Annotated in this window: 25 protein-coding genes; 14 read left to right on the forward strand and 11 right to left on the reverse strand. The window is 71.7% G+C overall.

Annotation, left to right across the window (positions count from 1 at the left end; all coding sequences use genetic code 11):
* Window positions 1-604: 604 nt before the first annotated feature.
* A complete protein-coding gene (locus QLQ12_RS22995) occupies window positions 605-961 on the forward strand; it encodes a DUF6401 family natural product biosynthesis protein (RefSeq protein ID WP_282762377.1) in 357 nt (118 codons plus the stop codon).
* A 268-nt stretch (window positions 962-1,229) separates the two neighbouring features.
* Here the strand turns inward: QLQ12_RS22995 and QLQ12_RS23000 are convergent, their stop codons facing one another.
* A complete protein-coding gene (locus QLQ12_RS23000) occupies window positions 1,230-4,076 on the reverse strand; it encodes a mechanosensitive ion channel family protein (RefSeq protein ID WP_282762378.1) in 2,847 nt (948 codons plus the stop codon).
* A gap of 730 nt (window positions 4,077-4,806) precedes the next feature.
* Between QLQ12_RS23000 and QLQ12_RS23005 the strand changes: the two genes are divergently transcribed.
* The 7 genes from QLQ12_RS23005 to QLQ12_RS23035 all read left to right on the forward strand — a co-directional run bounded on the left by QLQ12_RS23005 (window position 4,807) and on the right by QLQ12_RS23035 (window position 10,638).
* Window positions 4,807-6,975, forward strand: a complete 2,169-nt coding sequence (locus QLQ12_RS23005; protein WP_282762379.1) for an ATP-binding SpoIIE family protein phosphatase — start codon at window positions 4,807-4,809, stop codon at window positions 6,973-6,975.
* Window positions 6,976-6,981: 6 nt separating this feature from the next.
* Window positions 6,982-7,128 carry a hypothetical protein gene (locus QLQ12_RS23010; RefSeq protein WP_282762380.1) on the forward strand — a complete coding sequence of 49 codons (147 nt, stop codon included), beginning with the start codon at window positions 6,982-6,984 and terminating at the stop codon, window positions 7,126-7,128.
* Between the two features lie 9 nt (window positions 7,129-7,137).
* Complete coding sequence (locus tag QLQ12_RS23015; RefSeq protein WP_282762381.1) at window positions 7,138-8,382, forward strand: cation:proton antiporter; 1,245 nt, start codon at window positions 7,138-7,140, stop codon at window positions 8,380-8,382.
* A 144-nt stretch (window positions 8,383-8,526) separates the two neighbouring features.
* On the forward strand, window positions 8,527-9,246 hold the full coding sequence (locus QLQ12_RS23020; protein ID WP_282762382.1) for a VOC family protein: 720 nt from the start codon (window positions 8,527-8,529) through the stop codon (window positions 9,244-9,246).
* A gap of 188 nt (window positions 9,247-9,434) precedes the next feature.
* Complete coding sequence (locus QLQ12_RS23025) at window positions 9,435-9,638, forward strand: DUF3072 domain-containing protein (protein ID WP_282762384.1); 204 nt, start codon at window positions 9,435-9,437, stop codon at window positions 9,636-9,638.
* Between the two features lie 153 nt (window positions 9,639-9,791).
* Complete coding sequence (locus QLQ12_RS23030) at window positions 9,792-10,028, forward strand: helix-turn-helix domain-containing protein (RefSeq protein ID WP_282762385.1); 237 nt, start codon at window positions 9,792-9,794, stop codon at window positions 10,026-10,028.
* A gap of 1 nt (window position 10,029) precedes the next feature.
* Window positions 10,030-10,638: a Clp protease N-terminal domain-containing protein gene (locus QLQ12_RS23035; RefSeq protein WP_282762386.1), complete on the forward strand. Its 609-nt coding sequence runs from the start codon at window positions 10,030-10,032 to the stop codon at window positions 10,636-10,638.
* 63 nt (window positions 10,639-10,701) lie between these two features.
* On the opposite strand, the gene QLQ12_RS23040 is transcribed toward QLQ12_RS23035, so the two are convergent.
* The gene (locus QLQ12_RS23040) at window positions 10,702-11,166 is read right to left on the reverse strand and encodes a GNAT family N-acetyltransferase (protein ID WP_282762387.1); all 465 of its coding nucleotides are present in this window, start codon (window positions 11,164-11,166) and stop codon (window positions 10,702-10,704) included.
* A gap of 145 nt (window positions 11,167-11,311) precedes the next feature.
* On the opposite strand from QLQ12_RS23040, the gene QLQ12_RS23045 reads away from it, so the two are divergent.
* Both QLQ12_RS23045 and QLQ12_RS23050 read left to right on the forward strand, forming a co-directional pair.
* Entirely contained in the window at window positions 11,312-11,752 is a 441-nt protein-coding gene (locus tag QLQ12_RS23045; RefSeq protein ID WP_282762389.1) for a MarR family winged helix-turn-helix transcriptional regulator, read from the forward strand.
* A gap of 38 nt (window positions 11,753-11,790) precedes the next feature.
* Window positions 11,791-12,873, forward strand: a complete 1,083-nt coding sequence (locus tag QLQ12_RS23050; protein WP_328518301.1) for an aminopeptidase — start codon at window positions 11,791-11,793, stop codon at window positions 12,871-12,873.
* A 117-nt stretch (window positions 12,874-12,990) separates the two neighbouring features.
* Here QLQ12_RS23050 and QLQ12_RS23055 read toward each other — a convergent pair whose 3' ends face one another.
* Together QLQ12_RS23055 and QLQ12_RS23060 are read right to left on the reverse strand one after the other, a co-directional pair.
* Window positions 12,991-14,574, reverse strand: coding sequence for a phospholipase D family protein (locus tag QLQ12_RS23055; RefSeq protein WP_282762391.1), 1,584 nt, complete (start codon window positions 14,572-14,574; stop codon window positions 12,991-12,993).
* Between the two features lie 165 nt (window positions 14,575-14,739).
* The gene (locus QLQ12_RS23060) at window positions 14,740-15,438 is read right to left on the reverse strand and encodes a class I SAM-dependent methyltransferase (RefSeq protein ID WP_282762392.1); all 699 of its coding nucleotides are present in this window, start codon (window positions 15,436-15,438) and stop codon (window positions 14,740-14,742) included.
* 83 nt (window positions 15,439-15,521) lie between these two features.
* Between QLQ12_RS23060 and QLQ12_RS23065 the strand changes: the two genes are divergently transcribed.
* On the forward strand, window positions 15,522-16,787 hold the full coding sequence (locus QLQ12_RS23065; protein WP_282762393.1) for a sensor histidine kinase: 1,266 nt from the start codon (window positions 15,522-15,524) through the stop codon (window positions 16,785-16,787).
* Window positions 16,784-17,425: a response regulator transcription factor gene (locus tag QLQ12_RS23070; RefSeq protein ID WP_282762394.1), complete on the forward strand. Its 642-nt coding sequence runs from the start codon at window positions 16,784-16,786 to the stop codon at window positions 17,423-17,425. The genes QLQ12_RS23065 and QLQ12_RS23070 overlap by 4 nt, the downstream gene beginning before the upstream one ends.
* Before the next feature lie 50 nt (window positions 17,426-17,475).
* Here QLQ12_RS23070 and QLQ12_RS23075 read toward each other — a convergent pair whose 3' ends face one another.
* From QLQ12_RS23075 to allB, 4 genes are all read right to left on the reverse strand, one after another.
* Window positions 17,476-18,570: a protein-L-isoaspartate O-methyltransferase family protein gene (locus QLQ12_RS23075; protein ID WP_282762395.1), complete on the reverse strand. Its 1,095-nt coding sequence runs from the start codon at window positions 18,568-18,570 to the stop codon at window positions 17,476-17,478.
* Between the two features lie 124 nt (window positions 18,571-18,694).
* Entirely contained in the window at window positions 18,695-19,831 is a 1,137-nt protein-coding gene (locus QLQ12_RS23080; protein ID WP_282762396.1) for a phosphotransferase, read from the reverse strand.
* Window positions 19,828-20,799: an allantoicase gene (gene alc, locus QLQ12_RS23085; RefSeq protein WP_282762397.1), complete on the reverse strand. Its 972-nt coding sequence runs from the start codon at window positions 20,797-20,799 to the stop codon at window positions 19,828-19,830. Before alc ends, QLQ12_RS23080 begins: the two co-directional genes overlap by 4 nt.
* Before the next feature lie 28 nt (window positions 20,800-20,827).
* Entirely contained in the window at window positions 20,828-22,141 is a 1,314-nt protein-coding gene (gene allB, locus QLQ12_RS23090) for an allantoinase AllB (protein ID WP_282762398.1), read from the reverse strand.
* 92 nt (window positions 22,142-22,233) lie between these two features.
* Here allB and QLQ12_RS23095 point away from each other — a divergent pair, with 92 nt between their 5' ends.
* Window positions 22,234-22,692 carry a glutaredoxin family protein gene (locus tag QLQ12_RS23095; RefSeq protein WP_282762399.1) on the forward strand — a complete coding sequence of 153 codons (459 nt, stop codon included), beginning with the start codon at window positions 22,234-22,236 and terminating at the stop codon, window positions 22,690-22,692.
* A 223-nt stretch (window positions 22,693-22,915) separates the two neighbouring features.
* Here QLQ12_RS23095 and QLQ12_RS23100 read toward each other — a convergent pair whose 3' ends face one another.
* Window positions 22,916-23,179 (reverse strand): hypothetical protein, encoded by a 264-nt coding sequence (locus tag QLQ12_RS23100; protein ID WP_282762400.1) that lies wholly within the window; start codon window positions 23,177-23,179, stop codon window positions 22,916-22,918.
* Window positions 23,180-23,479: 300 nt separating this feature from the next.
* On the opposite strand from QLQ12_RS23100, the gene QLQ12_RS23105 reads away from it, so the two are divergent.
* The gene (locus QLQ12_RS23105) at window positions 23,480-23,809 is read left to right on the forward strand and encodes a hypothetical protein (protein WP_282762401.1); all 330 of its coding nucleotides are present in this window, start codon (window positions 23,480-23,482) and stop codon (window positions 23,807-23,809) included.
* A 7-nt stretch (window positions 23,810-23,816) separates the two neighbouring features.
* Here QLQ12_RS23105 and QLQ12_RS23110 read toward each other — a convergent pair whose 3' ends face one another.
* Both QLQ12_RS23110 and QLQ12_RS23115 read right to left on the reverse strand, forming a co-directional pair.
* Complete coding sequence (locus QLQ12_RS23110; protein ID WP_282762402.1) at window positions 23,817-24,491, reverse strand: hypothetical protein; 675 nt, start codon at window positions 24,489-24,491, stop codon at window positions 23,817-23,819.
* Between the two features lie 80 nt (window positions 24,492-24,571).
* Window positions 24,572-25,708, reverse strand: a complete 1,137-nt coding sequence (locus QLQ12_RS23115; protein ID WP_282762403.1) for a DUF6986 family protein — start codon at window positions 25,706-25,708, stop codon at window positions 24,572-24,574.
* Window positions 25,709-25,800 lie beyond the last annotated feature (92 nt).

Consider the following 25,800-nt stretch of genomic DNA (forward strand, 5'->3'; position numbering starts at 1 on the left):
TCGGCGTTTCCGCAACTGACGCCCTGGCCAGTGTCATCGAGGCTGACGCCCGGGCCCGCGTCCGCCAGACCCGCACCCGCGTTCTCCCGACCGGGGCCACGCCCCGCACTCGCCCGACCCGCACCCGCCCCGGACTCCTCCCGGCCGAGGCCACGCCCCGCGTTCGCTGCTTCGACGCCCGGCTCGGCGGTCCCGCAGTTGGAGTCCTGCCCGGCGTTTCCCTGCTGGATGGCCCGCTCAGCGTCTCCACGGCCGGCACTGTGTCCAGCGGTCCGGCTTCCCGCGTCGGTGCCGTCGTCCGCACCGGCCGGTCTCTCATCCGCGGAGCCGGCCCCCGCACCACCTCCGTCGGGGGTCACGGCATCGGCCGATCCGGGATCGGCCCGGCCTCCCGCTCGAGGCCCGGCACCGCGTCCCCGGTGCCCGCCGATCTGCTGCCAGGCCGGATTGTTCGCCCTCTGTCCTGCCGCCGTCACTGGAATCCCCTTCTCGCACGCGCCCTCGCTCGCCGGCGCACGAGGCAATTTCCCGTCACCGGCGAGTTCAACCGGCCCGCAACCCCGATGGAACCGTCGGCCACCCTGGGCTACCTAACGTTCTCCTCATGAATGGCCTGTTCAGCAACGCCGCCGCCCGTGCCGCTCAGCGGTCCGCCCACACGTCGCTCGCCGACCTCACCGCTGCTGTCGGCGTGAGTGGCCTCGCCGCTGCCCAGGAGAACCCCGGCCTCATGTCGGTGATCGACCAGCACACCGCCGGTATCCGGGACAGCCTCAACGCCGACACCCGCCCGTTGACCGCGATCCTGCTCGCCGCTTACGCGGAGGGCGTCCGCGACGCCGCTTTCCAGCACGGCTGGACCGCCCCTGAGGGCTCGATCGACTGGTCCGAGAACGACTGGGTCCTCCGCCGCCTGCTCGCCGTCTGCGTGCTGGCCCGCACCCTGCCGGCCCCGCGCTGACCGTCCCGGCGCCCCGCCGGCCCGCCTGACCTGATGGTCTGATCGCGGGAGCAGCCTCGCCGCATTTCGGCGGATTCGCGCCCACGCACTCAGGCGGAACCTCTGTGATTCCCGATCATGCGGCAACGGAGCCGCGACCGGACACCGCCGACCGCTACAGCCTGAACCCCCGGCCAGGCACTTCGGCCACACCACACCGCATCCCGACCCCCTGGGGCCGGCGCCGGACTCTCCGGTGCCGGCCCTTCGTCGTCCAGGCGCCACCCGTCTAAGTGCCCGATGACCGACCGGCACTCGGCGGTGTCTGAGTCGTCGGCTTCTCGTTGCCGGATCCGGCCGCCCGGTCCCCGGTCGCTCGATCCTCCGCGATCCGGCCCTCTCCGGCCGCGGGCACGGCCGGGTTCTCCACCGTCCGGTCGCCGTCACCGTCGGAACCCGCGACGTTTCCCACCGTCCGATCGCCGTCGCCGCCACCGTCGCGGCCGACGACATTCCTCACCGTCGGATCGCCGTCGCCGCCGGATGGGACTGCCTTGCTTTCCACGGTTCGATCATCGGCATCGACGGTGGTGCCTGACCTCGATGGAGCGGCGTCGCGGGCCGACCCGGCCACGTTCTCCACCGTCTGATCCCCGCCGGACGGCCTGGGCTGGGTAGAAGTGCTCTGACCTGCCGCCGGTTGCGGCAAGGCCGACTCCTGACGGAGGGGGTCCGACGCCGGACGATCCTGGGTGCGCTGAGCGTCGACAACATTCGGTAGCGACACGATCTGCGTACGCTCGCCGTCATCAATCACAGCAGTCGTCTCGCCGTGGTCGACCACAGCCGTCGTGTCGCCGTCCCCCACCACAACCGTCATGTCGCCGTCGCCGGCAGTCGTGTCGCCGTCGTCAACCACAACGGTCGTCTCGCCGTGGTCGAGCACAGCGGTCGTGTCCGTGCCGAGACCTCGGATGACGGTCGTCTCCTCGTCAGGGTCCGCGCCTCGGGTGATGACCGTGGTCTCCGAGTCGAGGAGCTGCGTGCGCACGGAATCTTGATCGATGTGCTCCACCGGGGCGCCCAGGAGCCGGGTCGGCACGGACTCCAGCGACTGCGTGGGCACGCTCTCCGAGTCGGCGGCCGAGCCCGGCACGGGATGGGGAACGGTCTTCTCGCCGTCTTCGGGCGGGCGCGCAACCAGCGACGGCGTGGGCCGCACACCGGGAGTGAGGACGGTGGCCTCAGCGGTGGCGGTGTGCACGAAGATCGTGTCATCTTCGTCGTAGTCGGCACGTGGCCCGGAGGCCCGCTCGTCGTAGCGGTCGAACCCCGGAATCAGATGGGGCCGATCATCGACGGCTCCGGCCCCCGAAGTGACGATGAACTGGGTTTCGTCGCCGTCGTGTTCGCGGGCTCGGCGTTCCTCCTCCGCCCAGCGCGTCTCCCATGCCCCGTCGTCGTCCTCCGGATCCCAGGTGGCGGCACCGCCACCGGGACGGCCCAAGGATGCCGAGCTGTCCTGGTCAGTCCGCGGATCCTTCGCAGCCGACCGGGAAGCACCCGTGGCGAGTCGAGCCTGGGCCCCGAGGTCCGACGCATGGTCGTCCGCCGAGGAGGCCCGAGGCTCTCCGTGGGTGGTTTCGGCAGCGATACCGAGGCCGCCGTCGGCAGCGGTACCGGGGCGAACGTCCCCGGCCTCCCCCTGGCGAATGTTTGCGGCGACCCCGGGACGGCGCTCCGCGGCGATCCCCTGGTCGGCATCCGCGGCGACTCCGGGGCGGGCCTCCGCGATGGTCCCCGCGTTCCCGGATTCGGCCACACCGGCCACGGCGGCGGGCGCATGACGATCTGGTGACGAGTGGCGCACCCCGTCCGAATCCTGAGGTGACCCGGCACGACCGAAGTCCGCCACTTCACGCCTCTCGTCAGCGTGTGGCTCACCCGCACCCGGCGCTTTCGCCGTGGGCCACGCCGCCTCCGTGAATGCTCGTCCCGGCGAGACGTCAGCCCCTTGCGACGGCCCAGCCGCCTTCCCCGAGTGAACGGCAGACTCCGAACCGGCCGGACGCGCCCGGCCGGACGCATTCGACGAACCCGCCGAACCCGGCGCATCGGTCGCACCAGGCGAGCGACCCGCCCCGGCTGGAGCAGGCGCATTCGGTGGGGCCGGTGCGCTCCCCGAGAACGTTGCGCCTGCTGAACCGCCCACACCGACCGGGCCTGGCGCATGCGGCGAGCGGCTCGCGCCGTCGGGACCGCCCGGGCCTGCCGGCCGGGGCACGCCCGCCGAACCTGGTTCATCTGCCGGGCTGGTGGAGCTCGGCCCGAACACGCCCGGTGGAGCGGCCGCGGCGGCCGGTCGATGGCCGCCGCTGTCGTGGGCGGTGTCGCCGGAGGCCTGGCGGGCCCCTTCCTCAGCGGTCTGGCGGGCACGCTCCTCCGCGTAGGCGCGGGCCTGCGAACGGATCACCGCCGACTCGGTGGCGGCCCGGTCGAGCCAGCCCTCCCACCGTTGCTGCATGGGGCGGATGAGGCCGCCGCCGACACCGACGATGATGACTCCGGCGACCGTGGCGAGGATGGCGATGAGGAGAGGCCGGGTGACCGAGGTGGCGATGCCGATCTGGTCGAGTCCGGCGATCACGCCGAGCGTGACGATCACCGCGGCGGCCGCCTTGGCGAGGACGCGGGCGTAGCCGAGACCACCCAGGACGGCCGAGATGAGGTCGTGGGCGGCGCCGGCGATGGCGGCGGTGACCACCACGATCACGATCGCGACGAAGACCTGCGGCAACCACGAGATGAGCGCGTTGATGAGGTCACCGGCCGGATTGGGCCCCCAGAGGCCGAAGGCCAGCTGCAGGGCGAACAGCAGCACCACGAAGAACGCCAGGCGGGCGCAGACGTCGGTGGCGCTGGGCGCGCCCGGTTTGAGCAGGCGGCCGGCGGGGCCGCGCTGCACGGCCCGGTCGAAGCCGACCCGGCGCAGGGTCTTGGCGGTGAGCACACGCGCCAGGCGGGCCAGCAGATAGCCGGCGATCACGATCGCGAGGAACACCAGTGCCGAGGGCAGGAACAGCACCACCGACCGCCACATGTCGCTCAGGCCACGGCTCAGCCCGTCTCCGGTCATCCGTCCTCCCTGATTCCGCGCGGCCGGCCGTCACGCCGCCCTTTGCGAACCATAGGACTCCGGAGTACCAGGCACCTCTGACAATCTCGCGGGTCACCGCTGCCACCGGCCACCGTCGGCCGGGACTGGAGAGTGCACGCCCTCGGTCGGCCACAGAAGCCGGGTCAGGGCGGTGCGTGCCCGTTCTCGCAGGCCACGCTCCTGCGGAAGGCGGATGCCGGTGGGCGGCGAGAGGAGCCGGGCGGCGCTGCCGACTGCCCGTGTCCGCGGTTCGCGGGGCATCTGCGAGGGATGTCGGCCGCCGCGGATGTCGGGAACGCGACCCACCCGCGAAAAGCGACACTCGGGAGCAGGGTGACCCCGGTCGGTGGATCACCGGTTCGGGCATGAACGAAAGACCGAGCATCCCGAGGGGTACGCCGCCGGCGGATCCCGCCTCGACCGGGCCCATCGCGATCACCGCACCGGATCCGCGACGGCTCCTCCGAGGGTCGCAGAACCGGGAGCCACGGGGCCGGGAGCCGCCGGGTTCGGACGGGCCACGGAGGGAAACCGGACTGCCCGGGTCGCTTTCCCGGTCAGCCACTCACCCTGGGTGAGCCCGAGTGCCGACTCCGAACGCGAAGGATTTTCGGCATCGAGGGCCTGCCCATGCCAGACAATGGTCAATAATCGGACGGTCGGCCGGTGGGCCATCGTACAAACGGACCACTCGGGATAGGCTTTCCGCATGGTCGGCTCGGGAGGGTACGGGGCGGGGGGTCTCCACCCGTCTTCGATCACCACGCTGCCCGTGCAGGCAGCCGGAACACCGCACACCGGCCTGAGCTGCGCGGCGCTGGTGCACGCCCTCGACTGGTCGGCCACCTCGATGGGCCCGATCACCGGGTGGGACCCGGCGCTCCGGGCCGCGGTCGAGCTGGTGCTCGCCTCCCCGGTGCCGATGCTGCTCACCGTCGGTGACGATTTCGTGGTCGTCTACAACGACGCCTATGCCGAGGTGCTGGGCGGGTTGCATCCGGTCGCGCTGGGCCGTCCGGCGGCGCAGGCGTTCGGCGTGGCGTGGGAGCAGCCGGGCCTGGGCGACGTCATCCAGCAGGTGCACCGCGGCGGCCGGGCGATCCTCGAGCCGGAGAGCCAGGTGCAGTTCGCGCCGGGTCATACCGAGCCCGCTTTCTACACCCGGGGCCACTCGGTGATCCGCACGTCGCGGGGCGCGGTGGCCGGGGTGCTGACGGTGGCCGCGGAGACCACGCACGTGATCCACCGGCTGCAGAGCCTCGGCGAGTTGACCGCACGGCTGGCCGGCGCGCTCACCATCGACGATGTCACGCGCGTCGTCCTGGCGTACGCGATGGCGTCTTTCGATCTTGATCATTGTGTCTTCGCGGTGGACGACGGCGGCGCCTACCGTTTCGTCCGCCGCATCCGTGGCGAGATGCTCGACGAGGTGGACGAGCGTCTGCCGCCGGTCTGGCGGCGCATCGTCGCCGACCCGGCGGCGCCCGCGGTGGCCGCGGCGGAGACCGGGCGGGCGACGTTCGTCGCCGACGGCGAGCCGCTGGCCGCGGTCGCGAGCGACCGCCACGAGCGGCGGGTCCGTTCGCTGGCCGCTCTTCCTCTGCGCACGCCGTCGCTGCGCGGTGCGCTGACCGTGGGTTTCCGTCGCCCGCATGTCTGGCTGCCCGCGGAGCGGGCGCTGCTGATGGCCGCGGCCGAGCTGGTGGCGCAGGCCGCGGAGCGGGCCCGGCGATTCGAGGCCCAGCACGGTACGGCGCAGTTGCTCCAGCGCAGCATGCTTCCCGAGCATCTCCCCGAGCTCGACACGTTCCGCATCGCGGCCCGCTATGACGTGGGTGTCGACGGTAACGCGGCCGGCGGCGACTTCTATGACGCGTTCCATCTGCTCGACGGCCGGCTGGCGATGGTGCTGGGCGACGTGGCCGGCCACGATGTGCGGGCCGCCGCGGTGATGGGCCAGGTCCGGGCGGCGTTGCGGGCGATGGCGCTGACGGATCCGTCGCCGCCGAGTGTGCTGGCCGGGCTGGACAGGCTGGTCGGCTCGCTGGGCGCGGAGTCGCGCAACGAGGAGATCTTCGTGACCGTCGTCTACGGGGTTCTGGACCCGTCGGACGGCTCGATCACGCTGGCCAGTGCGGGTCATCCGCCGCCGGTGCTGCGCCGGGCCGGGCGGGGCGGCGCGTCGGCCACCGCCGAGTTGGCGAAGGTTCCGCCGGGCGCCCCGCTGGGTCTGGGCGGGCGCTGGCAGACCGGCGCGGTGCGGCTGGAGCCGGGCGATTCGATCCTGATGTTCAGCGACGGCGTGGTGGAGCGTCGTGGCCTTCCGCTCAGTGACGGGCTGGACGCGCTGATCGCGGCCGCGGCCGCGTCGCCGAGCGGTGATCCGCGCAACCTGTGTTCGCTGGCCACCGCGGCGGTACCGGGCACCACCGACGACGACGTGGCGGTGTTGGCGGTGGAGCACGCGCTGGCGATGAGCCGGTCGGCGACGATGCAGGTGGCGGCGGAGCCGACCGGGCCGAGCCGGGTGCGGCAGTGGATGACGACCCGGTTGCGGGAGTGGGCGGTGCCGGATCAGGTGATCGGCGCGGCGATCCTGTGCACGAGCGAGCTGACGACCAACGCGTTGCTGCACGCGGGCACTCCGGCCCAGGTGCACATCGACCTGAACGCGGAACGGCTGCTCGTGTCGGTGGCCGACACCGGCACGCGGGGCAGCGTGATCCGGGCGCATGCCGACACCCTGGCGAGCCGGGGCCGCGGACTCGGCCTGATCGAGGAGTTGAGCGATTCGTGGGGCACCGATCCGACGGTTCGTGGGTCGACGGTCTGGTTCGAGATGCTGCTGGTTCGAGAGGTCGGCGCCGCGGGTAGTTGACCGATCATGCGCTCTGGAGCCCTCTTCGACGTCGGCCGCGACCCGGTCGGCACCACCTGTCCGCACGTCGTCCCGCGCTGGGAGGCTGTCAGGTCGAGCTCGGCCGCTGTCCTGGACGGCGTGACGGGTTCCGCGATCACCCGGCTCGGCTGACCGCACCGCATGGAGCTGTCTGATCTGGTGTATGCCCTCGTCGGTGTGGGCGCCCTGCTCGCGGGCATCCTGCCCCGCCTGCTGGAGCGCCGCCCGCTGTCCATGCCGATGACTTTCCTGGCGCTGGGGATGATCGTCTTCGGCCTGCCGCTGGGGCTGCCCGACGCCGACCCGAAGGCGTTTCCGGAGCTGACCGAACACCTCACCGAGGTGGGTGTGATCGTCGCGCTGATGGGCGCCGGGCTGAAGATCGACCGCCCGTTCGGCCGCCGCCGCTGGGCGTCGACCGGCCGCCTGCTGATCGTCGCGATGCCGCTGACGATCGCGGCGGTGGCGCTGCTGGGCTGGTGGTGGGTGGGTCTCGTGCCTGCGTCGGCGCTGCTGCTGGGCGCGGCGATGGCGCCGACCGATCCGGTGCTCGCCTCGGACGTGCAGGTGGGCGAGCCGACCGACTCCGAGGATTCGGAGGACGAGGTGCGGTTCGCGCTGACCTCCGAGGCGGGGCTGAACGACGGGCTGGCGTTCCCGTTCGTCTACGCGGCGATCGCGATCGCCGCGCACGGGCTCGATCCGGCCGGCTGGTTCGGCGAGTGGGTGTTGAAGGACGTCCTCTACAAGGGTGTCGTCGGCCTGGTCGGCGGCATCGTGATCGGCCGGTTGCTGGGGAAGCTGTTCTTCCGCGCGAAACGGGACTCGCTGCGGCTCTCCCGGCATTCTGAGGGATTTCTGGCGCTGGCGGCGACCTTTCTGGCGTACGGGCTGGTCGAGGTCGCCGGGGGCTACGGCTTCCTGGCGGTGTTCGTGGCGGCACGGACGATCCGGGCGGCGGAGCGGTCACACGAGTACCACCAGGTGCTGCACGATTTCGCCGAGCAGACCGAGCGGCTGTTGACCGTACTGTTGCTGCTTCTGCTCGGTGGGGCGGTGGTCGGCGGCCTGCTGATGCCGCTCACCTGGCAGGCCGCTCTGGCCGGCCTGACGCTGATCTTCTTGATCCGTCCGCTGGCCGCGTTCGTGGCGTTGCGTGGAGCGCCGGGACGCACGTCGGAACACTGGGTGATCGCCACGTTCGGTATTCGTGGCATCGGCTCGTTCTATTACGTAGCGTATGCAGTCACACATGCCGATTTCCCCGGCACGGATCTCGTCTGGGCGACCGCCGCATTCGTCGTCGTCGTGTCCGTAGTGCTCCACGGTGTCGCCGCAACTCCGGTAATGCGTCACCTGGATCACTCACACGCCTACACACGGTAACTTAATACTGCTCTAAACCGGACAATGAACCGGCCGGTGGTGACGAAGCGTTATCAGTGCCGTAGAGTGCTGGATTAACTGGGGATGTCCACAACGGAGCGGCTCATGCGGATCAGAGGCTATGCACCCTTGACACCTTGCTGGGTGGAACTGGCGAGTGCGGACCCCGCACGCGCGGCACAGTTCTACGGAGAGTTGTTCGGCTGGGAGTCGGCGGGTGATCGGTTCAAGCTTGGGGGGCATGCCGTCGCTGGTCTCACCCGCAGCCGGCTCGACCGGCCGGACGGCTGGCTCACTCACCTGAGCACGCCCGACATGGAGGAGTCGCTCGAGCACGTCGCGCTCTCCGGCGGCCACTGCCTGAGCCATCCGGCTGAGGCGCACGGCGGCCGGCGCGCGATCGTCGCCGACCCGTCCGGCGCGATCATCGGACTCTGGCAGGGTTACGACTTCGCCGGCGCGCAGGCCGGTGGTGAACCAGGCACCATGTCCTGGCCGGAATTGATCACTGACGACCCGGACGGCGCGGCCCGCTTCTACGGCTCGGCGTTCGGCTGGCTGCTGCGCCACGAGTTCGGCTCCGGCGAGTGGCTCAACCAGGCCCACGACGCCGTCGCCGGCATCGCGCCGGGCTACCGGGGCGCGTGGTGGCGCGTCGCCTTCCAGGTCGAGGACATCGAAGCCGTGGCGGACCACTGCGAACGCCTCGGCGGCACGATCGTCACCCAACCGTGCGCCGTGGGCATGACCGCGTTCGCCGAACTGCAGGACCCGTTCGGCGCACGCTTCTCGATCGCCGCACCGGTCTACCACCCGGTCGAGCTGACCGTCTCCCTGGGCAGCACCCTGCCCGCCTGGGACTGACATTCGAAGACCGAAACGCATCACATGGAAGAGGCCGACCCTTCGGGGCCGGCCTCTCCGCGTTCCCACCCTTCTCGCGGTACGCGTGACGCCGCCGGCGCCACTCGATCGGAGCAGTGCCGCATGCCGGTGACCGTCAGCGGGTAGTGGCACAGACGTTCGAGATCACGACGGGAAGGACGGGTGTCATGACCGACCGGACGGACGCCGGCAACACCATCAAGGACCCCGACGACTGGACCACCGGGGATCAGCCCGCGACCGGGGCGCAGGAGTCGTACCTCAACACTCTGGCCGCCGAGGCGCACGAGGAGGTTCCGGAGAACCTGTCCAAGGCGGACGCCTCCAAGAAGATCGACGAACTGCAGGAGAAGACCGGGCGGGGCGCCTGAGTCGTCCCGCACCGAAGGCCGGCCCCGCGACGGGGCCCGCCATATCGTCCACCCCGGGTGAAACACCCCCCCCCCCCCCCCCCCCCCCCGCGGGGCCCCCCATTCTCGTCAACCCGGGTTGACACTCCCGTGATGTCAACGTAAGTTGACGGCATGACAGAAGCGACCGACCTCGCCGCCGCCGCCGGCAGCGCCGACCCGCGGGTCGGGCTTCGGGCGGTGGTGGCACTGCGCCGACTCCTGGAGGGCCTGGAGCGCCTCCAGGTGGCGAACGCCCGCGCCAAGGGCTGGTCCTGGCAGGAGATCGCCGACGCGCTCGAGGTGACCCGCCAGGGCGTGCACAAGAAGCACGCGCGCCTGCTGCCGATGCCGGATCCACGGGGAGACTGACATGTTCGAGCGATTCACCAAGGCCGCCCGCGCCGTCGTCATGGGCGCCCAGGCCCAGGCCCGCGAGCTGGGGCACCAGAGCATCGGCACCGAGCACACGCTGCTCGCGCTGGTCAGCGACGAGAACGGCCCGGTCACCGCGACCCTGCGGAGCGTCGGCGTCGACCGGGCTTACGTCCGCGAGGCGATCATCCAGCACGTCGGCGACCGGAGCGAGACGGCGGCCGTCGTCGACCGGGACGCCGAGGACGCCGCGGCCCTCAAGTCGATCGGCATCGACCTCGACGCCGTCCGGGCCGCGATCGAGGAGAACTTCGGAGCCGGGGCGCTGCACCTGCCCCGGCCCGCGCCGAAGAAGAAGGGGATCTTCGGCCGGCTCGCCTCGGCCGGCGGACACGTCCCGTTCTCCTCGCGCAACAAGAAGGTGCTGGAACTCTCCCTGCGCGAGGCGCTGCGGCTCAAGCACAACTTCATCGCGCCCGAACACATCATGCTCGGCATCCTGCGTGAGGGGCGGGGCCTGGCCGCGCTCATCCTCGCCGAGCGCGGAGTCGACTTCGACGCCCTCCGCGACGACCTCGCCCGCTCCCTGAACACCCCCGCCGCCTGACCCCGGCCGGGTGGAGTTCGGGCGCCGCTCGCGCCCGAACTCCACCCGTGTCCCGGCCCCGGCCTAGAGCCGCAGGCGCATTCCGGGCTCGGACGTGCGAACGAAGCCGAGAGACGCGTAGAGGGATTCGCCGTCCGGCGAGGCTCTCAGGTCGACGGCACGAACCCCCTGGTCACGGAACCACTGCAGGAGGGCCTCCATGCAGGCCCGGGAGTATCCGCGGCGGCGCAGAGCCGGCTCGGTGGAGACGTTGAAGACATAGCCGACCCTCCCGTCGGGGTTGGACGGGTTGCCGAGGCGCTCCTCGATGGCCCCGACCGCACAGGCGGCGAGGCCGGAGCCCTCCGGGGCCTCGGCGACGAAAGCGGCGAGCGTGGGTTCCACGGCGCCCAGACGCCGGCACAGAGTCTCCCGGGCGGAGGCGTGCCAGTCGTCGTTCCAGTTCTCCGTGCTGAAGGTACGCAGCATGACCGCGCGCAGGCGGATCAGCTCGTCGGCGTCGTCGGCGGTGGCTTGACGGATCTTCACCGGTGCACCCTCTCACCGGCGGCCCACGCCCGGCGCTCCGCCACCGCGCGACACGGGATCATCAGGCGGAGACCACATCGCGCGGTAGCCGTACCCCAGGTCGTTCAGATCGAAGTTTCAGATTTCAAGGAGTACGGTTCGTGGCATGGCCGAGCCGCTGACCGGGACGCAACTGGCGCACTGGCGCACCTTCATCGAGAGCTCGTGGGCGCTGCACACCCGCCTCGAGGACGAGTTGCGCGCCGCGACCGGGCTGAGCATGAACGACTACCACGTGCTGGTGGCGCTCGCCGACGCGCCCGATCACCGGATCCGGATGGGCGAGTTGGCCAGCCGCCTGGTGCTGTCGCCGAGCCGCATCACGTACCAGATCAGCTCCATGGTCAAACGGGGTCTGGTGCGCAAGGAGAGCTGCCCCGACGACGGGCGCGGCCAGGAGGCCGTGCTCACCGGCGAGGGGCTGTCGGCGTTGCGCGCGGCGGCGCCGGCGCATCTGGAGACCGTTCGGGAGAGCTTCATCGATCATCTCGACGACGAGGAACTGGCCGTGATCGGCCGCGTCTTCGCCAGACTCACCAAGGCGTGAGAGCATCACCCGCCGACTGACTAACTACGCTGACCGGCATGGACCGGATCGAGCGATTCGCCGACGTCGTGGTCCGGGCGGGGATCAATCTCCAGCCCGGGCAGGGAGTCATCCTTCGTACGGACACCGCCCACCTGGAGATCGCCCGGGCGGTCGTGGAGGCCGCGTACGCCGCCGGGGCCGCCTGGGTCGAGCCACTCTGGACGGACGGCCCGATGCGCCGCTCCGCCGTCGACCACGCCACTGGAGAGTCGCTGTCCGCGAGCCGTGGCTGGGCGTTGCAGCGCATCCGGGAGTGGTCGGAGCAGGGTGTCGCGTCGATCGCCCTGCTCGGCGACGCGAACCCGCACATCCTCGACGGCGCCGACCCGGTCCGCGCCGCGGCGTTTCCGGTCGAGGAGGCCCGGGCGATGCGGGAGAGCGTGCTCGGCAAGCTCCGCTGGACCGTGGTGGGCGCGCCGAACCCGGGCTGGGCCCGCCAGGTCTTCGGCGAACCCGACACGGAGCGGCTGTGGGGGGCGGTGGCGACCGCGATGCGGCTGGACGCCGACGACCCGGCCGCCGCGTGGCAGCGACGGGCGGCGGTCCTGGCCGAGCGTGCGGCACGGCTCGACGCGTGTGAGCTGACGTCGGTGCGCTACCACGGTGGCGGCACCGATCTGACGGTCGGGCTGATCCCGGGCTGCCGCTGGACCGGCGGCGGCCTGATCGACGCGGCCGGCATTCCCTACATGCCGAACATCCCGACCGAGGAGGTGTTCACCAGCCCCGACCGGCAGCGGGCCGACGGGGTGATCCGGGTGACGAGACCGCTGGCGCTGAACGGCCGCATGGTCCTCGGGCTGCGGCTGGAGTTCTCCGGCGGGCGGATCGTCGCGGTGTCGGCGGACGCCGGCGCCGATGCCGTGGAGGCGCAACTGGCGACCGATCCGGGCGCCCGCTCGCTGGGCGAGGTGTCGCTCGTCGACTCGGACAGCCGGATCGCCCGGGCCGGCATCGTCTTCCACAACACGCTCTTCGACGAGAACGCCGGCTGTCACGTGGCGTGGGGGTCTAGTTTCCCGTTCGCGGTGCCGGGCGGGGCGGGGATGACCGCCGAGAGCGGGAGCGGCTCGGCCTGAACACGTCGGCGGTGCACACCGATGTGGTGATCGGCGGCGAGGGCATCACGGTCACCGGCACCGGCCCGAAAGGCACCGTCGAGATCATCCGCGAGGACGAGTGGGTCCTCTGAGCCGTCACCAGGTCCCGGCGCGCCGCTCCCGCCAGGGACGGCCGTCCGGGTCATAGATCAGGCGGTACGCCGGAAGCGCCCACAACCGCTGGTACCACGGGAGCTTCTCGGGCTCGTGCGGGATCAGCCGGCCGGGCGGGCGTGGGCCCTTGCGGCCGTTGTCGCGCCAGTCGCGCAGCCGGTCGGCGGCCGCCGTCATCGTCTCGATCGCCGACGCCGGGTCGAGCAGGTCGGCGTCGTCGCCGTCGGCCCGGTCCAGGTGCTCGCGCATCAGGGCGAGCCGCAAGGCGCGGGGGTAACGGCGGGCGCCGTCGCCGAGCCCGGCCGGGTCGAGCGGTTCGCGGTCGTCGCGGGTGTCGTCGAGGAGCGCGCACGAGAGCTCACTGTCGTGGGTCCACGAGCGACGGTTGAAGTTGTCGCTGCCGGTGCTGCACCAGACGTCATCGATGACACAGATCTTGGCGTGTACGTAGATCGGCGTGCCGGCGTGGTTCTCCAGGTCGAAGACGTGCACCCGGTCGGCCGCGGCCTGCCGGCACAGGTCCAGGGCCTGTGCGCGGCCGACCTGGTTGGGCGGCAGCGCGAACGCGCCGTCGACGTCGGGGTGCCGGGGCACCACCGCGATCAGGTGCAGTTCCGGGTTCTCCCGCATGGCCTCGGCGAAGAGGTGGGCGACCTCCTTGGACCACAGGTACTGGTCCTCCAGGTAGATCAGCCGGCGGGCCCGCTTGATCGCCTTGGTGTAGCCGCGGGCCACGCTGCGCTCGCCGAGTCGCGCGAACCGGTAGGCCGGCCGCATCGCGGGATAGGTGCGCAGCACCTGGACGGTGTGCGGGCCGCACTCGGGCGGGTCCGGCGGCTGCGGCGGGAGCCGGTCGGCGTGCATGTCCTCGTGGCGGAGCATGTCGGTGACCGTGGAGACGGGGCCGTGCTGGTCGAGCGGGCTGGGGTCGTTCCACCGCTCGCGGAACGACAGGTCGAGCGTGCCGACGACCGGGCCGCGTAGCGCCAGTTGCACATCGTGCCAGGGCGGGTTGGGCCCGTACGCCGCGGCCATCCGCACCGCCTGCGGGTCGCCGTGGTGCCGTGCGTCGTCACGCCGGCTGTGGCAGAGGTCGATGCCGCCGGCGAAGGCGATGTCGCGTTCCGGCCGGCCCGGATGCCGCAGCACCACGAGTTTCTGGTGGTGTGAGCCGCCCCGCCGGACCCGCTGGTCGAGCAGCACCTCGCCACCGGCCGCCTCGATGTCGTCGCTGAGGGTGCGGTTCTCCTCCTCGCTGTAGGCGAGTCTGTCGAGGTGCGAACGCCAGAGCAGACCTTTGACGATGACTCCGCGCTTGGCGGCGCCGGCGAAGACCTCGGCGACGGTGCGCCCGTCCTCGCTGATCCGCTCGTCGGGGTCGCCACGCCAATCGGTGAAGAACAGGTGATCACCGGGCTCCAGCGCCTCGACTTCGGGCACCAGCCGATCGAAGTAACTTTGCCCGTGAATAAGAGGCTCGACCGTGTTTCCGGTGTTCCATATGGGTATGGAGGTGTCCGGGTTGCCGCGTTCGTCTGCGGTCAGAAGCCAATCGTGCGGCGGCACTGCAACCCCTCCGAGGTCGACGACGCCCTCACCGTAAGCCTCCCGCCCGCCACCCGCACCCGGAGCGGCGCCCCCCGACCCGCGGAGGAACAGAGCCCATGAGCAGCGAGCCCCTGACCACCACAACGGTAACCGAGGCCACCGAGTCCGCTGAGAAGGGCCTGCTCATCGCGGTCCTGTTACTGGTGCTGCTGGGCACTGCCGCGATGCTGATGATGTCCTGACCGAGAGGACCGTGGGGACCGGCGAACCGCCCTCGCCGAACCCCTGGAACTCCAGCCCGGCTTCGAGGAACGCGTTCAGCAGCTCAGGAAGAGGCCAGTGGCTGGCGCCGACCTTGTCGCGTACTCCATTGGCGGTCCATGACGTCTTGGTCCAGTGACCGTCGAGGTAGCCGGCGCGGATGACCACGGCGGCCGGATCGCCGCGGTCGGCGAAGCCGCCGCAGAAGGCCGGATGCACCCCGATATGAACGAACCGCCCGCCCGGACGGAGGATCCGTGCGACCTCCCGCAGCACGGCGGGATAGCCGGGCATGTCGGTGTGGGCCATCACCGTGATCGCGGCGTCCAGTGAGGCGTCCCGGAACGGCAGCCGGGTCGCGTCCGCGCGGGTGACCGGCAGCCGGCCACCGGTGTGACGCAGCATGCCCGCGGAGAGGTCGACGCCGAACGGGGTCCAGCCCAGGTCGCGGATCTGAGCCGCATGGACGCCGGTGCCGCAGCCGATCTCCAGGCACCGGCCCGGTCCCGGTCCGAGTTGCTCGGTGATCGCCCGCCGGATGCCGAGCGGGTCGCCGGGTGTGGTGGTGGGCAGAAACTCGGTCTCGTACCAGTCCGCGATCTCGTCGTAGGCCGCTCTCATCCGCCAAAGGTATACCTGGCCATACCTCGATGGTGGCCCTGAACGGCTGGGGCGGAGCGGATTCCGCTGGCTACCGTGAGCCGGTGCTTATCACCGCCCTTAGAGACCGCAGTTACCTGCTCAGCGGGTGGCCGTGGCGGTCGGCTCTGTTCGTGGGGACCACCGCGCTGATCGCGGCGCCGGTCTCCTTCGGCTTCTGGCTGCTGGTGACCCCGTGGCTGGTCGCCGGGCGCGAGGTCCTCGCCGGGCGCACGCCTGATCTCAGCATCGTGTTCCTGATGGCCGTCGGCGCGGCGATGCTGATCGGCGGCGGCCCGCTGGTGGCGCTGCCACTGGCCACGCTGGAGCGGGCCCGGCTGCGCCTGATCGACTCTCGGCCGATCCCGGCGCCGCACCGGTTCGCCGCGAGCCCCGTCGTCTGGCTGGCCCAGCGGTTCCGCGAGGAGTCCACCTGGCGGGCCGTCCTCTACGCGATCCTGCTCGCGGTCCTGGCCCCGCTGCTCTACTTCGCCGGCGCGGTGCTGACCGTTCTGGAGCTCACGCTGCTGGCGAGCCCGTGGCTGGCGGAGTGGGACTTCGGCGGTTACCGGATCGACGGCGGGCCACAGTCGATCCCGTTCACCCTGCTCGGCATCGTGCTCTTCCCGGTGCTGCTCTACCTGGCTGGTCTCGTCGCGGCGGCGCACGGCGTGCTGGCCCGGCGGCTGCTCGGTGGCGGCGACGGGCTGCGAGACCAGTTGACCGAGGTGGCGCAGTCGCGGGCCCGGCTGGCCGACGCGTTCGACGCCGAACGGCGGCGGATCGAACGAGACCTGCACGACGGCGCCCAGCACCGGCTCACCAGCCTCACCCTGCACCTGGGGATGGCCCGGCTGGACGTGCCGGACGACTCCCCCGCGGCCGCCCCGCTCCATCAGGCCCACGACCAGGCCAAGGAGCTGATGGTGGTGCTGCGCGATCTGGTGCACGGCATCCGGCCACAGGTGCTGACCGACCTCGGGCTGCCGGCCGCGCTCCGGGAACTGGCCGCCACGTCGCCGGTGCCGGTGTCGGTGGACGCGGCGGAACTGGACCGGCTGCCGGAACGGATCGAGACGACCGCCTACTTCGTGGCGGCGGAGGCCCTGACCAACGTCGCCAAGCACGCCCACGCCACCTCGGTCCAGGTCCGCCTGACCCGGGCTGGCGACGGGATCGCGCTGGAGATCCTCGACGACGGCCTGGGCGGCGCCGACCCGCGCCGGGGCAGCGGGCTGACCGGGCTGGCCGACCGGGTGGGCGCGGTCGGCGGGAAACTACTGCTGGCCAGCCCGGCCGGCGGCCCCACCCTGCTGCGGGTGGAACTATGACCCGCGTCGTCCTCGCCGAAGACGGCGTCCTGCTCCGCGAGGGCCTGGTGGGGGTGCTGGTCCGGTTCGGGTTCGAGGTGGTCGCCGCGGTCGGTGACGCCGCCGCGCTGGAGGCCGCGGTCAAGGAGCACGAACCCGAACTGGTGATCACCGACATCAAGATGCCGCCGTCCTTTTCGGACGAGGGCCTCCGCGCGGCGGTCCGGCTACGCCGCGACCGGCCCGGCCTCCCGGTCGTCGTGCTCAGCCAGTATGTGCAGCAGGAGTACGCCGCCGACCTGATCGGCACCGGCGACGGCGTCGGATATCTGCTCAAGGACCGGGTGGCCGACATCGCCGAGTTCGTGGCGGCGTTGCGCACCGTGATCGCCGGCGGCACGGTCGTCGACCCCGACGTGGTCCGCCGCCTGATCAGCCGCCCGCAGGACCCGCTCGCCGGGCTCTCCGGCCGGGAACGCGAGGTGCTGAGCCTGATCGCCGAGGGCCGGTCCAATTCGTCGATCGCCGGGGCCCTGTTCATCAGCGAGCCCGCGGTCGGCAAGCACGTCGGCAACATCCTGGCCAAGCTGGGCCTGCCTCCGACCGACGACACGAACCGGCGGGTCCTGGCGGTGCTGACCTTCCTGCGCGCCCGCTGACTCAGACGCCCGCCGATCCAGACACCTGCCGGGGTCAGGCGCGCGCTGGGTCAGGCGCGCGCTGGGGCGAGCGACCAGCGGGCCGGGGCCCAGATCGGGGCGTCCGGGTCGCCGGCCAGGGCCAGTTGCACCCGCCAGGCGTCCATCGGCGGGCGGCCCAGCGCCCACCAGCGGTCGGCCAGGGCGATGCCGACCGCCGTGTACCGCTCCGCCGACGCGCCGGACGCGAAAATCGCCCCGTCGGCCAGCACCACCGCGCCGGACGCGCCGGTCTCGTCGAGCACCGCCAGATAGCTCTGCTCCCGGCCGGGAATCGACGCGTGGGTGACCCGGCGGTGCCAGGTCCCGGCGGCATACCAGAGGCCGCGGTAGTCGGACGGGTCCAGCGCGGGTCTCCAGCGGGCCGGGGACGTCTCGGTGAGACCCTCCAGACCGACGGCGGCGGGCGGGTGACTGCGCGGGTGGCGGGCGCCGAGCGGACCGGCGGCGCTCATGAATCCGGCCGAGCAGACCACACTCGCCGCCAGAGGCTCCGAGCGGACGTCCAGGACCGGATGGATGCCGGCGTGCGCGACCGGGACGATGATCCGGCCGTCCGGTTCGAGCCGGTCCAGCCAGTGTGGGGAGATCCCGGCGACGCCCACGGTCACGATGATCCGGTCGTACCGCTCGGGTGGGCCACCGGTGTAGCCGTCGGCGATCTCCACCCGTACCCCCGGAATGCCCGCCCGGGCCAGCGCGGAGCGCGCCCGTGCCGCGACGTCGGCCTGGACGTCGATCGTCGTGACGACCGCGCCCAGAGTGGCGAGGAGCGCCGCGTTGTAACCGGTCCCCGCGCCGATCTCCAGGATGCGCAGGCCAGGCCGCACCTCCAGGGCGTCGATCATGATGGCCATCAGCGACGGCTGGCTGGACGAGCTGATCGGGACGTCGCCCTTCATCTTGGTGACCAGCACGTCATTGCTGTAGACGGTGCGCAGGAAGTCGCGATCGGCGGGCAGGACCCGCCGGCCGTCACGGCGATGGAACCCGTCCGGGACGAAGACCTCACGCGGCACCGTCGCGAACGCTCCGGCCAGTTCGGGCGAGAGGTCCGCGCCGTCGTGCCGGATCAGATCGAGATATCGCCGGCGGGCATCTTCCATGAGAGACACGGTACGTAACGTGCCGCCCATACGGTGAGACTCGTGGATATCTCCCGGGCCGGCCGAACCCGCGATCCGACGTCACCGCGGATCGCGGTTCGGTCCCACTACCAGGCCGCGTGAGTCACGAGACCGAACCCGATCCGGCCGCCTCGCGCAGGGCGGCCGGAACGTCGTCGGCGTGGTACGGCCACTCGGCCGGCTCGATCTTCTCCAGGAATCCGGCGTAGACGACCGCCGCGCGCAGCGCCGCCACCGGGCGCAGCAACTCCACGGCGCGCAGGGCGTCACCGTCCGGCCAGAGGGCGGCCCACCCGGCCAGTACCCCGGCGTCGTCGCAGAGTCGCAGCGCGTCGAAGGCCGGATTGCCGATCGCCGAGTCGGCCCAGTCCACGATGGTCAGCGATCCGTCGTCGCCGGTGCGGACGTTGCCGGGGTGCAGGTCGCCGTGCACCAGGGTGTCCGGCAGGCCGCATCCCTCCACCTCGGCGAGCCGCCGGGGAAGGTCGTCGAGCAGCTTCGCGAGGCCGGGGATGACGCCCAGATGCGGCTCGGCGACCCGGAGGATTCCGTCGAGCGAGAGGTCGGGCACACCGGCGGCGCGCAGCTCTTCCACCCGGCCGGCGAAGTGTCTCTGCACCGGGTGGAACGCGTTCACCACGTCGGCGCACAGGGCGGGGCCGGCGCCGTACCGGTCCTCACCGGGCACGTGCGCCAGCAGCATCCGGCCCTGCTCCCCCACCGCCATCGGGTAGGGCACCAGCCCCGGCGACACCGCGTCGACCGACCGCAGCACCGCCGCCTCGTGGGCGAAGAACGGCGGCACCTGTTTCAGCCAGGCCACCGGCGTCCCGGCCGGGTCGTCGAACCGCCAGATCGCCGACAGGTTCCAGGTGCGCTGCTGGCGGGCGGTCGTCCCGGACAGGCCGATCCGGTCGAGCGCCCCGGCCGCCCACGCCAGCGACGCCTCCGGGCCGCCGAACTCGGCGTACGGGGCCCGGCGCGGGTGCCGTTCCAGGGCGGCCTCGACCGGTATCAGGCCGGCCGGGGTCGCGCTGGTCACCGCCAGGTAGGTGACGTGCCCGCCGGGTGGCGCCGGCCGGTCGCCGTGCAGCAGCCGCAACACGGTGACGTCGATGCCGGCGCCGGCCACCACCTCGGCGACCTCCTGCCACCAGGGCGTCTCGACGGTGAACGGCGGCAACGCCCCGAGCAGCCGGCCCGCCGGATCGGCCAGCACCAATGAGACGTCCCGGCTCACCGGCCCATCCGCTCCCGGAGGAACTCACGGTCGGCCCGCCCGAGCAACCGCAGCCGGGCCATGCCGCCGTCCGGATAGATGTCCAGCCGCACCTGGGTCACCTCGGGCGCCTTGGCCAGCGAGAACCGGTGCGGGGTGTCCGGGCGCAACGCCACCCGCTGCAGCAGTTTGAAGGAGACCCCATCACGGTCGAAACCGGTCAGCGAGGCCCAGCCCGGCGCGTTGCCCTTGAAGTGGCTGGTGTCCAGATCGGCGAAGCGCAGCACGGCCGGGGCCGCCAGTTTCACCAGCACCCAGTCGTTGGCGTCGTCGCGGCGGCGCGACGTCTCCCAGCCGTCGCCCATGTTGCGGGCCAGACCGGGCATCAGCATCCGCTGCGGGTGACCGTAGAACATGTTGCTGCAGTCGACGACGGTGGCGCCGTACTCGGCGGCGGCCACGTCGAACACCTTCGGCAGCAAGTCGAGGTCGGGCACCACCTCGCCGTGCACCCGCAGCCGGGCCACCCCGCCGTCCGGGAAGATGTTGAGCCGCACGTGCGTGAAACGGCGGCGCTCCTCCACCGGGTACAGGTTGCGGCCGTCACCCTTCAACGGCGACTTCGGCAGCACCTCGATCCACTCGGCGGCGGCCAGTTCGGCCGGGCCGGGATAGCCCGGCAGTTCAACGGCCTCGACCGAGGCGTACGGCGGGAAGTTGCCGGTGAAGTAGGCCGTGTCGATGTCGACGCCGTGGATGATGCCGGGCGCTCCGAGGCGGATCACCGCGAAATCGTGGCCGGAATCGCGGCGGCGGCGGGTCTCCCAGCCGTCGTAGACCTGTCCCTTGTGGTCGAAGGTCTTCGGCGCGTGCCCGGGCGGCTCCGGCAGGACCAGGTGGTCGGCGGCGGCGAAGAACTCGTCGTTGAAGTGCACGACTCCCCCGCCGAAGGCCCGCGACGCCAAATCGGGCATTGCGCTGAAATCCATCAATTCTCCCTTGCTGAACTGTGTCTGTTCAAGAACTGTGCCTGGTCAAGAAGATTCCGCCGGCGTCGTCGCCGGTCACCCGGCGCCCGCGCAACCAGGTCGTGCGGACCACACCGTGCAACCTCTTTCCCGCGTACGGCGTGACCGGGTTCCGATGATGCAGTGCGTGCGCGTCGACCACGAACTCCTCGTCCGGCTCGAACGCCACCAGATCGGCGTCGGCGCCGACCGTGATCCGGCCCTTGTTCCGCAATCCCACCAGATCGGCGGGCCGGAGCGCCATCCACTTCACCACGTCCGCGAGGGTATGCCCCCGGTCCCGGGCCGCGGTCCAGATCACCGGAAGACCCAGTTGCACCGAGGCGATACCGCCCCAGGCAGCCGCGAAATCCCCGGTGTCCTGGCGTTTCAGGTCGGGCGTGCACGGCGAGTGATCGCTCACCACGCAGGTGATCAGACCGTCGGCCAGAGCCTCCCACAGCTTGTCGGCGTTCGCCGTGTCCCGGATCGGCGGGCAGCACTTGAACTCGGTGGCGCCGTCCGGGATCGCGGCCGCGTCCAGGGTCAGATAGTGCGGGCAGGTTTCCGCCGTCACCCGTACCCCGTCCGCTCTGGCCCGGGCGATCAGCGGCAGCGCGGAAGCGGCGGAGAGGTGCAGGATGTGCACGCGGCGGCCCGCGGCGCGGGCCACCGCGATCGCGGTGGCGACAGCGGCGTGCTCGGCGTCCTGCGGGCGGGAGGCCAGGAAGTCGGCGTACGCGGCCGAGCTCGCCGCATCGCGAAGATGATCCGGGTCCTCGGCGTGGATCACGAACAGCGCGTCGGCCGCCTCCATCGCCGCGGCCAGCTGACCCGCGTCGACCGGCGGGAACTCGGGCACCCCGGAGTCGGCCAGGAACGCCTTGAAACCGAACACCCCGCCGTTGTGCAGGGCGGGCAGGTCGGCGGCGTTGCCCGGGATCGCGCCGCCCCAGAAACCCACGTCGACGTGACACTGCCCGTTCGCGGCGGCCCGCTTGATCTTCAGAGCCTCCATGGTCACGGTCGGCGGGAGGCTGTTCAGCGGCATGTCGATGATCGTGGTGACGCCGCCGGCCGCCGCCGCCCGGGTCGCCGTGGCGAAACCCTCCCACTCGGTCCGGCCCGGCTCGTTGACGTGCACATGCGTGTCCACCAGCCCCGGCAGCAGCGCGGTGTCACCGAGATCGACGTCCTCGGCGGCCGGCGCCACGGCGTCGTAGGCCAGCACCGCCGTGATCTTCCCGCCCTCGACCAGGACCGCCGCCGGCCCCTCGCCATCCGGCGTCGTCACGCGCCGCGAGCGCACTACAAGATCAGCCATGAGGAGACCCTATCGGCGCTTTGTTTCACGGACTGCTCATCCGCCCGGGCGGGGATGCCGTCACGCGCGGTAGCGGAGTACCGTCCCGCTCCATGTTGCGACGGTGGAGCGCGGCGATCCTGACAGCCCTGTGCGGGGTGCTGGTCGCCGCAACCAAAATCAGCGACGGCGCGCCGGGCAGCGCCGCTCTGCTACTTGCCTTGTTCCTCGGGCTCGGCTTCGTGTTGTCACCGCTCGCCTTCCCCCGGTCGTCCCCTGCCGATGCCGACCTGGCCACCACCACGGCTCCCGATTCCACGGCCGACGACCGGCCGATCGTGTACTGGCGGCCCGGTTGTGTCTTCTGCCTGCGGTTGCGGGTGCGGCTCGGCGCGGACGCGGCCCGGCTCCGCTGGGTCGACATCTGGCAGGACCCGGCCGCCGCGGCGGCCGTCCGCGAGATCACCGGCGGTGACGAGACCGTGCCGACCGTGGTGATCGGCGGGCATGGGCACGTCAATCCCGACCCGTCATGGCTGCGCGACCAGATCGTCCCGGCCGCCCAGTCCTGATCTGTCGTGACACCGGCACGGCTTTCCCCCGGCACGCCGTCGTGACGCCGTCGCGGCCTCCGTCGGCACGCCGTCGCGGGCTTCCCTCATGACGCCGTCGCGGCCTCCGTCGGCACGCCGTCGCGGGCTTCCCTCATGACGCCGTCGCGGCCTCCGTCGGCACGCCGTCGCGGGCTTCCCTCATGACGCCGTCGCGGCCTCCGCCGGCACGCCGTCGCGACCTTTAAAGAAGCTCCACATCGGTCCAGCGCAGGAACCGGTCGAACATCTCCATGGGCGGGCCTGGAGGCAGCTCGGTCATGGCCCGATCCAGATGACCCCACATGTAGATGGTCAGCAGGACCCGGTCGGCGCCGTCCGACAGGGAGGCGCGCGCCGGCTCACACGGCCACGGGCGCCCGCAGACCCGGCACTGCCAGGACGGCCGCTCACAGACGTGCTCGGGCGCATCGGTCGCGGTGGTGCACTCCGACAGCCGGTTTCCCACTGGGTTCCTCCCGCGCTCCGCGTGGTGACACCCTGTAGTACTCGCGCCGGCCGTCAAAGGTTCGATCCCGTTGTGCCAGGACCGCCGCCGCCGTCGCCGGCCGGCCCCACGGACGGTCCTTGCTCGGGGCCGCTGACGCCGCGCGCCGGCCCCTGACGGTCCTGCACCGGGTCGTGTTCGCAGCGCATCGGTCCGCGACGGCCTCGCACCGCCTCACGATCGTCTTCCACCGACCCGCTATGGTCTGACGTCATCACCGGCGGTCCGATGTCATCGCCGGGTTCACGGAAGGCAACCGGCGTGACGAACCAGAAGCCCGACGATGCTGTCGTCCAGGTGGACGAAGCCCCCGGCAACCTGCTGCTCGGCCTCATCGTGATCGTCCTGGCTGTCGCCGTGCTGGCCTTCGGTGGCCTCGCGGCCATCGACCCGGCCTCCCTGATCAGCCTGGCCCCCGAGTGGCTCGCCCGGCCCGGCACGGCCTCCGTTCTCGCCGGCGCCGGGCTCGCCGGGTGCATGGCGACGCTGCTCTACCACGCCGTGCGCGCCGGAAACCGCGGCCAGGAGCAGTTCGCCACATGGCTGACCCTGGGCGCGCTCATGATCGTCTCGATGTTCCCGATGGTCTGACCCGGCTTCACCGCACCGGGTCGATGGGCGTGAATCCCGCCTCCGCGGCCGGGCCGAGATCGCGGAACTCGCCGTCACCGCCGACCACGAAGACGTGGTTGCGCCGGGTACGGACGGCGAGCTCGGCCTGCCGGGCGCTCGTCGAGGGGTCAGCAGCGAGCGGGTCGGTGTCCGCGTGCCACGGCCCGTCCACCCTCCGGACGACGTGCACGACGTTGTCCCGCACCTCGATCCGCCACACGTCGTCCTCTTCGTCGCCCTCGGCGGTGATCACTCCGTTGAGCACGTGATCACAGCCGAAGCGCTCGAAGACGGACGGGAAGAACCGTCCCGGCACCGGGTCGGCCGGCTCCCCCGAGATCACCGCGCCCGGTTTGAGGAACGTGTCGATCAGATAGGCGAGCCAGATCTCCGCGTCGTAGAACTTCTCGGCGCCGTTCCAGATCAGCGCGTCGCCGGCGGCCGTCGGCACCCATGCGCACCAGTACCCCGGAAGGCCCGGCGGCGGTTCCTTCCCGCCGTACATCTCCTCCACCGCGAGGCCGTTCCCGTTGACCGCGTACGGCCCCTGCTGCCGGGACTCGTGCCGCGTCTCGGCGAACCGGTCGAGGTACTCCACCTCATACGGGTTCAGTGGCGGATCGACGGTCACCTGCCCCACGAAATCGGTGTCGTATCCCATTTCCGGCCTCCCCTGACATCCCCGCCCGCCGCACGCGCCGTTCAGTCTCACATCTCCCGGCGCGCCCATCGGTCCGGCTGTCAGATCAGGGCGGTCAATTCGCTCCTCGGGAAGCCCGCGTCCTCGAGGGCGCCGCAGTCGAGGCCGCGCAGCAGATAGCCGGCGAGAGCGCGGGCGGTGGCCGGCTCATCGGCGATCCCGCTGTCCTGGCGGTCCAGATAGCGGCGCAGGCGCGTGACGGCGGCGTCGCGGCCGTCACGGAAGAACTCGTAGGTGGCCGCGTACCGGGTGGGAAGCTGGGCCGGATGCAGGTCCCAGCCCTGGTAGTAGCCGCGTTCCAGGGAGCGGCGGACCAGGCGGCGGTGCAGTTCCCAGGCGGCGTGCACCTGACCGGTGCCACCGACCGGGAGGATGTTGGTCGAGCCGTCGGAGAGGCGCACCCCGGTCTGCGCGGCGGCGGCCTGCATGACCGCCTTCGCGTAGTCGGCGGCCGGATGCTCCATCGACTGGTAGGCGGCCGCGACACCGGCGGCCGCGCTGTAGTCGTAGGTGCCGTAGTGCAGGCCGGCGCACCGGCCCTCGGCCGCGGTGATCAGCCGGGCCACGGTCGCGGTCCCGTCGGCGGCGAGCACCGCCGAGGGCAGCTCGACCTGGATCTCGAAGGTCAGGGCGCCGGCGCTCAATCCGTACGACCGCTCGAGTTTCTCGCAGAGGGTGACCATGGCCTCGACCTGGCCGGAACCGCTGACCTTGGGCAGCGTGATGGTGAAGAGATCTTGATAGGTGTCGAGGAAGAGGTCCAGCGTGCGCAGCGAGCGACGCCGGGTGGCCGCTTCCAGCGACTTGATCCGGATGCCGAGGAACGGCGGTTTCGGGCCGCCGGCGAGGATCGCGACGGCCTTGCGGACGGCCGCGTCCTCCTGATCGTCGTCGCGGACGCCGTAGCCGTCCTCGAAGTCGACGCGCAGGTCCTCGATCGGCTCGCGGACCAGCTTGTCGCGGACCGTGGGATCGGGCCAGGGGAACTCATGGTCGTCCATCGCGCGCAGGGCGATGTCACCCCAGTCGCGGAAGTCATCCAGCCGGTCGGCCGGCACGTAGACGGTGTGCACCGGCTGCCGCCCGGCGCGTTCGCCCGGGTAACGGGCCCGCAGGAACGCGTCGTGCGCGGCGAGGCTCGCGTCGATCTCGTCGTAGTCGTGCTCGCTCAGACGCAAAGCCGGCCTTTCGTCGATGCTCGGCGCGGGCGGGGCCGGGGCCCGGCCCGCCCCAACGGCACGGAGTGTGGTGGTGTAGGGGGGGGGGGGGG

The sequence above is a fragment of the Actinoplanes sandaracinus genome, assembly GCF_030009775.1.
Classification (GTDB): Bacteria; Actinomycetota; Actinomycetes; order Mycobacteriales; family Micromonosporaceae; genus Actinoplanes; species Actinoplanes sandaracinus.

Excerpts from the sequence above, each read along its gene's own strand:
- QLQ12_RS22995 (WP_282762377.1), top strand. The coding sequence starts at position 605 with ATGAATGGCCTGTTCAGCAACGCCGCCGCCCGTGCCGCTCAGCGGTCC.
- QLQ12_RS23000 (WP_282762378.1), bottom strand. The coding sequence starts at position 4,076 with ATGACCGGAGACGGGCTGAGCCGTGGCCTGAGCGACATGTGGCGGTCG.
- QLQ12_RS23005 (WP_282762379.1), top strand. The coding sequence starts at position 4,807 with ATGGTCGGCTCGGGAGGGTACGGGGCGGGGGGTCTCCACCCGTCTTCG.
- QLQ12_RS23030 (WP_282762385.1), top strand. The coding sequence starts at position 9,792 with ATGACAGAAGCGACCGACCTCGCCGCCGCCGCCGGCAGCGCCGACCCG.
- QLQ12_RS23095 (WP_282762399.1), top strand. The coding sequence starts at position 22,234 with ATGTTGCGACGGTGGAGCGCGGCGATCCTGACAGCCCTGTGCGGGGTG.
- QLQ12_RS23015 (WP_282762381.1), top strand. The coding sequence starts at position 7,138 with ATGGAGCTGTCTGATCTGGTGTATGCCCTCGTCGGTGTGGGCGCCCTG.
- QLQ12_RS23050 (WP_328518301.1), top strand. The coding sequence starts at position 11,791 with ATGGACCGGATCGAGCGATTCGCCGACGTCGTGGTCCGGGCGGGGATC.
- QLQ12_RS23035 (WP_282762386.1), top strand. The coding sequence starts at position 10,030 with ATGTTCGAGCGATTCACCAAGGCCGCCCGCGCCGTCGTCATGGGCGCC.
- allB (WP_282762398.1), bottom strand. The coding sequence starts at position 22,141 with ATGGCTGATCTTGTAGTGCGCTCGCGGCGCGTGACGACGCCGGATGGC.
- QLQ12_RS23025 (WP_282762384.1), top strand. The coding sequence starts at position 9,435 with ATGACCGACCGGACGGACGCCGGCAACACCATCAAGGACCCCGACGAC.
- QLQ12_RS23070 (WP_282762394.1), top strand. The coding sequence starts at position 16,784 with ATGACCCGCGTCGTCCTCGCCGAAGACGGCGTCCTGCTCCGCGAGGGC.
- QLQ12_RS23060 (WP_282762392.1), bottom strand. The coding sequence starts at position 15,438 with ATGAGAGCGGCCTACGACGAGATCGCGGACTGGTACGAGACCGAGTTT.
- QLQ12_RS23045 (WP_282762389.1), top strand. The coding sequence starts at position 11,312 with ATGGCCGAGCCGCTGACCGGGACGCAACTGGCGCACTGGCGCACCTTC.
- QLQ12_RS23075 (WP_282762395.1), bottom strand. The coding sequence starts at position 18,570 with ATGGAAGATGCCCGCCGGCGATATCTCGATCTGATCCGGCACGACGGC.
- QLQ12_RS23010 (WP_282762380.1), top strand. The coding sequence starts at position 6,982 with ATGCGCTCTGGAGCCCTCTTCGACGTCGGCCGCGACCCGGTCGGCACC.
- QLQ12_RS23110 (WP_282762402.1), bottom strand. The coding sequence starts at position 24,491 with ATGGGATACGACACCGATTTCGTGGGGCAGGTGACCGTCGATCCGCCA.
- alc (WP_282762397.1), bottom strand. The coding sequence starts at position 20,799 with ATGGATTTCAGCGCAATGCCCGATTTGGCGTCGCGGGCCTTCGGCGGG.